This window comes from Xanthomonas sp. SHU 166 (assembly GCF_000364685.1).
Lineage (GTDB): Bacteria > Pseudomonadota > Gammaproteobacteria > Xanthomonadales > Xanthomonadaceae > Xanthomonas_A > Xanthomonas_A sontii.
The window spans coordinates 1-6790 of sequence record NZ_AQOJ01000008.1 but is presented as its reverse complement, the minus strand read 5'-3'; the positions used below and the strand labels follow the sequence as shown (position 1 = coordinate 6790).

The 6790-nt window shown below is 68.4% G+C and carries 6 protein-coding genes; 4 read left to right on the top strand and 2 right to left on the bottom strand.

The window, feature by feature from the left end:
- A partial coding sequence (locus D180_RS00595) for a YqhA family protein (protein ID WP_017911257.1) occupies positions 1-193 on the bottom strand: 193 nt, incomplete at its 3' end.
- Between the two features lie 112 nt (positions 194-305).
- Here D180_RS00595 and D180_RS00590 point away from each other — a divergent pair.
- The 4 genes from D180_RS00590 to D180_RS00575 all read left to right on the top strand — a co-directional run bounded on the left by D180_RS00590 (position 306) and on the right by D180_RS00575 (position 5987).
- On the top strand, positions 306-995 hold the full coding sequence (locus D180_RS00590) for a glutathione binding-like protein (RefSeq protein WP_017908502.1): 690 nt from the start codon (positions 306-308) through the stop codon (positions 993-995).
- A 70-nt stretch (positions 996-1065) separates the two neighbouring features.
- Complete coding sequence (locus D180_RS00585) at positions 1066-3297, top strand: S9 family peptidase (protein ID WP_043090240.1); 2232 nt, start codon at positions 1066-1068, stop codon at positions 3295-3297.
- A 52-nt stretch (positions 3298-3349) separates the two neighbouring features.
- Positions 3350-3934, top strand: coding sequence for a cytochrome c oxidase assembly factor Coa1 family protein (locus D180_RS00580; RefSeq protein WP_017908504.1), 585 nt, complete (start codon positions 3350-3352; stop codon positions 3932-3934).
- A gap of 247 nt (positions 3935-4181) precedes the next feature.
- Positions 4182-5987, top strand: a complete 1806-nt coding sequence (locus D180_RS00575) for a DUF885 domain-containing protein (protein ID WP_017911255.1) — start codon at positions 4182-4184, stop codon at positions 5985-5987.
- A gap of 40 nt (positions 5988-6027) precedes the next feature.
- Here the strand turns inward: D180_RS00575 and D180_RS23635 are convergent, their stop codons facing one another.
- Entirely contained in the window at positions 6028-6381 is a 354-nt protein-coding gene (locus D180_RS23635; RefSeq protein ID WP_152236822.1) for a hypothetical protein, read from the bottom strand.
- Positions 6382-6790: the final 409 nt, after the last annotated feature.

The following is a 6790-nucleotide window of genomic DNA, read 5'->3' as shown; positions in this document are numbered from 1 at the left end:
CGAGCACGATCAGCATGATCTGCTGCTCGCCCAGGCTCGGCGCCTCGTGGATCAGGTGCCACAGCTCCTTGCCGAACAGGAACACGTAGACGCCCTGGGCCACGATCAGTCCCAGGTACAGCGGCAACTGCAGCCAGCGCGAGGCGAAGATCAGGTTGGACAGGGGATGCAGGCGGGGCCGCTCTGGAGTCATGGCGTGGTCTGGAATGCTGCGTTGCGGGAGCGGCCAGGGTACCCGGCCGGCGATGACGCTGCCAAGCCGGGCGCCGCCGCTACACTCGGGCTACCCTTCCAGGAGCGCCGTCATGATCGATCTGTACTACTGGCCCACCCCCAATGGGCACAAGGTCACCCTGTTCCTCGAGGAAGCCGGGCTGGACTACACGCTCAAGCCGGTCAACATCGGCGCCGGCGAGCAGTTCGCGCCCGACTTCCTGGCGATCTCGCCGAACAACAAGATGCCGGCCATCGTCGACCATGCCCCGGCCGACGGCGGCGCGCCGCAGAGCGTGTTCGAATCCGGCGCGATCCTGCTGTATCTGGCCGAGAAGACCGGCCGCTTCCTCCCGGCCGATCCGCGCGGGCGCGTGCTCGCGCTGGAATGGCTGTTCTGGCAGATGGCCGGGCTCGGCCCGATGACCGGGCAGATGGGCCACTTCAACGTCTACGCGCCGGAGAAGATCGGCTATGCGATCGAACGCTACGGCAACGAGGTGCGGCGCCTGCACGGGGTGCTGGACAAGCGTCTGGCGCACAGCGCCTACCTGGCCGGCGACGACTACGGCATCGCCGACATGGCCAGCTACCCGTGGATCGAGGTGTACAACGGCCTGACCCCCGACTACGCCGCCTTCCCGCACCTCAAGCGCTGGCACGAGGCCATCGCCGCGCGCCCGGCCACCCAGCGCGCCTACGCCTTGAAGGAGCAGGTGAACCCGAACGCGGGCAAGCCGCTCAGCGACGCCGAGCGCAAGCACCTGTTCGGGCAGCGCTGAGCCGGCGCGCTTCTCAAATCCCGGGCGCACGCGCATCATCCGTGCGCTCGGTGCTCCATCAGGAACCTTCATGCGCTCTCTGTTCGCCGCTCTCGCCCTCATGCTCGCCACCCCCATCGTTCCCGCCCACGCCGAGAAACTGACCCTGGAGGCCATCACCGGCAGCAAGCCGCTGTCCGGGCCGACCCTGATGAAGCCCAAGGTGGCGCCGGACGGCTCGCGGGTGACCTTCCTGCGCGGCAAGGACAGCGACCGCAACCAGCTGGACCTGTGGGAGTACGACATCGCCAGCGGGCAGACCCGCATGCTGGTGGATTCCAAGCTGGTGCTGCCCGGCACCGAGACCCTGAGCGACGAGGAGAAGGCGCGCCGCGAGCGCCAGCGCATCGCCGCCTACACCGGCATCGTCGAGTACCAGTGGGCGCCGGACGCGCATGCGCTGCTGTTCCCGCTCGGCGGCGAGCTGTACCTGTACGACCTGCGCAAGAGCGGCAGCGCCGCGGTGCGCAAGCTCACCCACGGCGAAGGCTTCGTCACCGATCCCAAGATCTCGCCCAAGGGCGGCTACGTCAGCTTCGTGCGCGGGCGCAACCTGTGGGTGATCGACCTGGCCAGCGGCCAGCAGCACCAGCTCACCCGCGACGGCAGCGAGACCATCGGCAACGGTGTGGCCGAGTTCGTCGCCGACGAGGAAATGGACCGCCACACCGGCTACTGGTGGGCGCCGGACGATTCGGCGATCGCCTTCGCGCGCATCGACGAAACCGAGGTGCCGGTGCAGAAGCGCCCGGAGGTCTACGCCGACCACACCGAGGTGGTGGAGCAGCGCTATCCGCAGGCCGGCCAGCCCAACGTCAAGATCCAGCTCGGCACGATCGCGCCGCGTGCCGGCGCGCAGCCGCAGTGGATCGACCTGGGCAAGAACCCGGACATCTACCTGGCGCGGGTGGACTGGCGCGATCCGCAACGGCTGACCTTCCAGCGCCAGTCGCGCGACCAGAAGCGCCTGGAGCTGATCGAGGCGACCCTGGCCACCGGCAAGCAGCGTGTGCTGATCACCGAGACCAGCCCGACCTGGGTGCCGCTCACCTACGACCTGCACTTCCTCAAGGACGGACGTTTCGTCTGGGGCTCGGAGCGCAGCGGCTACGAACACCTGTACCTGGCTTCGGAAGACGGCCGCACGCTGCGCCCGCTGACCCAGGGCGAGTGGGTGGTGGACGAACTGCTCGCGGTGGACGAGGCGGCCGGCAAGGTCTATTTCTCCGCGACCAAGGCGTCGCCGACGCAGACGCAGATTTACGCGGTGCCGCTGGCCGGCGGTGCCATCGCGCAGCTGTCCAAGCCCAATGGCACGCATGTCGCCAGCTTCGCCAAGAACGCCAGCGTGTATGTCGACAGTTGGTCCAACACCACCACGCCGCCGCAGATCGAGCTGTTCCGCGCCACTGGCGAAAAGATCGCCACCCTGCTGGTCAACGACCTGGCCGATCCGCAACACCCGTATGCGGCCTACCGCGAGGCGCAGCGTCCGGTCGAGTTCGGCACCCTGACCGCCGCCGACGGCAAGACCCAGCTGCACTACCGGCTGATGAAGCCGGACGGGTTCGACCCGGGCAAGCGCTACCCGGTGGTGGTCTATGTGTACGGCGGTCCGGCCGCGCAGACCGTGGTCGACGGCTGGCCCGGCCGCGGCGATGCACTGTTCGACCAGTACCTGGCGCAGCACGGCTATGTGGTGTTCTCGCTGGACAACCGCGGCACGCCGCGCCGCGGCCGCGATTTCGGTGGTGCGCTGTACCAGCACCAGGGCACCGTGGAAGTGGACGACCAGTTGCGCGGCGTGGCCTGGCTGAAGGCGCAGCCGTGGGTGGATGCGGCGCGCATCGGCGTGTACGGCTGGTCCAACGGCGGCTACATGACCCTGATGCTGCTGGCCAAGCACAGTGAGGCCTATGCCTGCGGCGCCGCCGGCGCGCCGGTGACCGACTGGGGCCTGTACGACAGCCACTACACCGAGCGCTACATGAACCTGCCCAAGGCCAATCCCGATGGCTACCGCGACAGCCGCGTGGCCGCGCACCTGGACGGGCTGACCTCGCAACTGCTGCTGCTGCACGGCATGGCCGACGACAACGTGCTGTTCACCAATTCCACCTCGCTGATGAGCGAACTGCAGAAGCGCGGCAAGCTGTTCGAGCTGATGACCTATCCGGGCGCCAAGCACGGCCTGTCCGGCAGCAACGCGCTGCACCGCTATCGCACCACCGAAGCCTTCCTGGCGCGCTGCCTCAAGCCCTGAGTGCGCCGTTCCGCTTCCACCTTCCCGCTTCCGCACGACAAGGAGTGACGTCATGTCGAGTCCGCCACCGCTGCCCGGCACGCCCGGTCCCACCTCCACCACGGCGCTGCCACCGGCCAAGCGCGGCTGGTGGGCACGGCACTGGAAGTGGGCGGTGCCGCTGATCGTGCTGGTGCTCGGCGCCCTGCTGCTGGCGTCGATCGCGGTGTTCGTGCTCGGCATCGCGCGCGTCACCAAGTCGTCCGAGCCGTACCGGGTCGGTGTGATGGCCGCGCAACACGACCCGCGCGTGGCGGCTGCGCTGGGCGCGCCGATCAAGGACGGCATCATGCCCAGCGGCAGCTTCAACAGCAGCGGCGGCGGCAGTGGCAATGCCGAGCTGAGCGTGTCGCTGCATGGCAGCCGCGCCAACGGCACCCTGTACATCGAAGCCGAGCGCCACGCGGGCGAGTGGCACTACACCACCTTGCAGGTGTTGCCGGATGCGGGTGAAGCGATCCCGCTGCTCGATGCGCTCGGGCAGGACGCCGAGGACGAGGACGAAGAGGCGGACGGGATGTCGGTCGAGGCGCCGCCGGTGCCTGCCACAGATGTCGACGACAGTGCCACGCCGGCAGAGGTCGACGCGACGAAGTAAGCAGCGGCGAACGATCTGCCGCCCACCGCACCGCGTGGTGCGTGGGTGGCGCCATGGGATGCGCGATCGCACCGCCATGTCCTGCAATCGCGCGCCTCTGCTGCCGGCACAGCATGTGCGCGACCGCGGCGGCGTAGTCTTCACCCGTATGCTGCACCGCGGCGTGGCGGCGGCCATGACCTCCGGCAGATGGCCGAGTTGGCACGCGCCGCGTACGGTCCTGACATCATTCTGTCGGAGCTGTGCCATGAAGCCACGTGTCCTCGCCATCGCCCTGACCCTGGCACTGGCGGCGCCTTTGCCGTTTTCGGCGATGGACGCGGCGGCCGCACCGGCGGCCGCATCCGCCACGCGCGCGCCGGCCTGGGTGGAGCGCAGCAATGCGTTCGCGCAGATCCTGCTGCAGGCGCAGGCGCCGTTCCAGGCCGAGGAAGTGAGCTTCTTCGGCGTGCCGGGATTCGACGACCAGGTCTCCGATTTCGGTCCCGACAACGCGCGGCGTTTCCGCGAGGCGACCGCTGCCGCGCGCCGCACGCTGCAGGAAAAACTGCAGGTGGAGCGCGATCCGAACGTGCGCCAGGATCTGGCGATCCTGATCCATGCCGCCGACCAGTCCATCGAGGGCAGCACGCTCAACGAGCGTTTCTTGCTGCCATGGACCGACGCGCCGCAGCACGTGTTCGGCGGCATCAACAACCTGTTGTCCGAGCAGGTGCCGGCGGCGCGCCGCGCCAAGGCGCTGCTGCGGCTGCAGCGCTACGTCGGCCTGGCGCCGGGCAGCACCTCGATCCTGCTGCTGGCGCGGCAACGCTACGAAGAAAAGCGCGCCGACGGCAACCTCCTGCAGCCGACCAGGCGCGAGGTCGAGCAGGCCTTGAGCAACGTCGATACCTACGCCAAGGGCATTCGCGCGCTGTTCGCCGAGTACAAGATCACCGGCGCGGAGGCGGCGCTGGCGGCGCTGGACAAGCAGTTTCAGGACTACGCCACGTGGACGCGCACGGTGGTGCTGCCGCAGGCGCGCGAGGATGCGCGCCTGCCGCCCGAGCTGTATGCGTTCCAGCTCAAGCAGGTCGGCATCGACATCGCACCGCAGGTGCTGATGCAGCGCGCGCAGCTGGAATTCATGGAAACCCGCGCGGCGATGCAGCAGCTGGCGCCGCAGGTGGCCGCGGCCAAGGGCCTGCGCGGCGACGATGCCCGCGACTACCGCACGGTGCTGCGCGCGCTCAAGCGCGACACCATCCCCGACGACAAGCTCGAAGCCCACTACCGCAGCGTCATCGACCGCATCGATCCGATCATCCGCCAGCAGCGCATCGTCGACGTGCCGCAGCGGCCGATGCAGATGCGTCTGGGCTCGCCGGCGGAAAGCGCCGCGCAACCGGCGCCGCATTTCCGCCCGGCGCCGCTGGTCGGCAACACCGGCGAGCAGGGCACCTTCGTGCTGCCGCTGGGCAATCCGGACAGCGCCGGCAAGGGCGAGCACTACGACGATTTCAATTTCGGTGCGGCGGCATGGACGCTGAGCGCGCACGAGGGCCGACCCGGCCACGAACTGCAGTTCACTGCCATGGTCGAGCGCGGCGTGTCGCTGGCGCGCAGCCTGTTCGCGTTCAACTCGGTCAACGTCGAAGGCTGGGCGCTGTACGCCGAGGCTGAGATGGTGCCGTACGAGCCGCTGGACGGACAGTTGATCGCCTTGCAGTTCCGCCTGCTGCGCGCAGCGCGTGCCATGCTCGACCCGATGCTCAATCTCGGCCTGATCGACCGCGAGCGTGCGCGCCTGGTGCTGGAGAACGACGTCGGCCTGTCGCCGGCGATGGCCCGGCAGGAACTGGACCGCTACATGGTTCGCGCGCCCGGCCAGGCCGGCAGCTACTTCTACGGCTACAGCCGCATCCTGGAACTGCGCATGCGCACCGAACTGGCGCTGGGCGCCAGGTTCGACCGGCTGAAGTTCAACAACTTCCTGCTGGACCAGGGGCTGTTGCCCCCGGACCAACTGGCCGCGGCGGTGGACGAGGAGTTCGTGCCGTCGCAGCGCAAGTGAGGCGTTGTCGGGCTGAACCCTTGATGGTTGGACGCCGCTCTCAGTGATTTCCTGGAACGGTTTCTGGCCGCTGCCGTCCCGTCCAGTCGCTGGCCTTGCCGCCGCCGACGTGGCAGATGCGCTGGCGTTCCCACCATGCGTTGTACGCAATGACGGACCACCCTTTGCAGTATTTGGTGCCGACGACCGTGGGGTAGGGACAGTAGGGGGCAATCGGCGCCCATCCGCTGCCGGTACCTACGGGTCTCCAATGTCGGTCGGGTGGTTTGCAACCTTGCGTACAGAACACGAACGGGTCGTTGGAACGGCAAGACAGGTTTTCATAGGCTTCCTCCGCACCAGCGACGCCCTGCAGCCCAAGGAACGCAACCAGAATCCAGATCAACTTCTTCATCGCACTTCCCTCTGTCGAAAGCGGTCCATCCCAGACGTTCGGACCAAACGTGTCACTGCGTGGCGAGCGGCATCCCGAACCCGCACCCTTGAAGGGGTCCGGTCGATTCTGCCTGCAAATAGCTTAGCAAGGGTTTCAGCGGCGGAGGGTGCTCGCTGTCGGGCCAATCCGCTGGCCCGGGGGACCCGGACGATTCGTTTCGGGGGAGCGGTGCATGTGCCAGAGCCGGCGCATCGACAGGGCAGGTCAGCGGTTGCCGACCGGCCTGACTCGATTCAGCGAGCGGGGGGCGGCGCAGGTTGCGGTCCAGCTGCCGCTGGCGCCTGCGCCCCCGGCGGTACCCAGATCGCCATGCCCGCGGCGCGCTTCTGCGTCGTGGGGATGCCGATGCCCAGGCCGCCGCCGACGT

Coding starts and splice junctions, on each gene's coding strand:
- D180_RS00580 (WP_017908504.1), top strand. CDS start 3,350: ATGTCGAGTCCGCCACCGCTGCCCGGCACGCCCGGTCCCACCTCCACC.
- D180_RS00590 (WP_017908502.1), top strand. CDS start 306: ATGATCGATCTGTACTACTGGCCCACCCCCAATGGGCACAAGGTCACC.
- D180_RS00575 (WP_017911255.1), top strand. CDS start 4,182: ATGAAGCCACGTGTCCTCGCCATCGCCCTGACCCTGGCACTGGCGGCG.
- D180_RS00585 (WP_043090240.1), top strand. CDS start 1,066: ATGCGCTCTCTGTTCGCCGCTCTCGCCCTCATGCTCGCCACCCCCATC.
- D180_RS23635 (WP_152236822.1), bottom strand. CDS start 6,381: ATGAAGAAGTTGATCTGGATTCTGGTTGCGTTCCTTGGGCTGCAGGGC.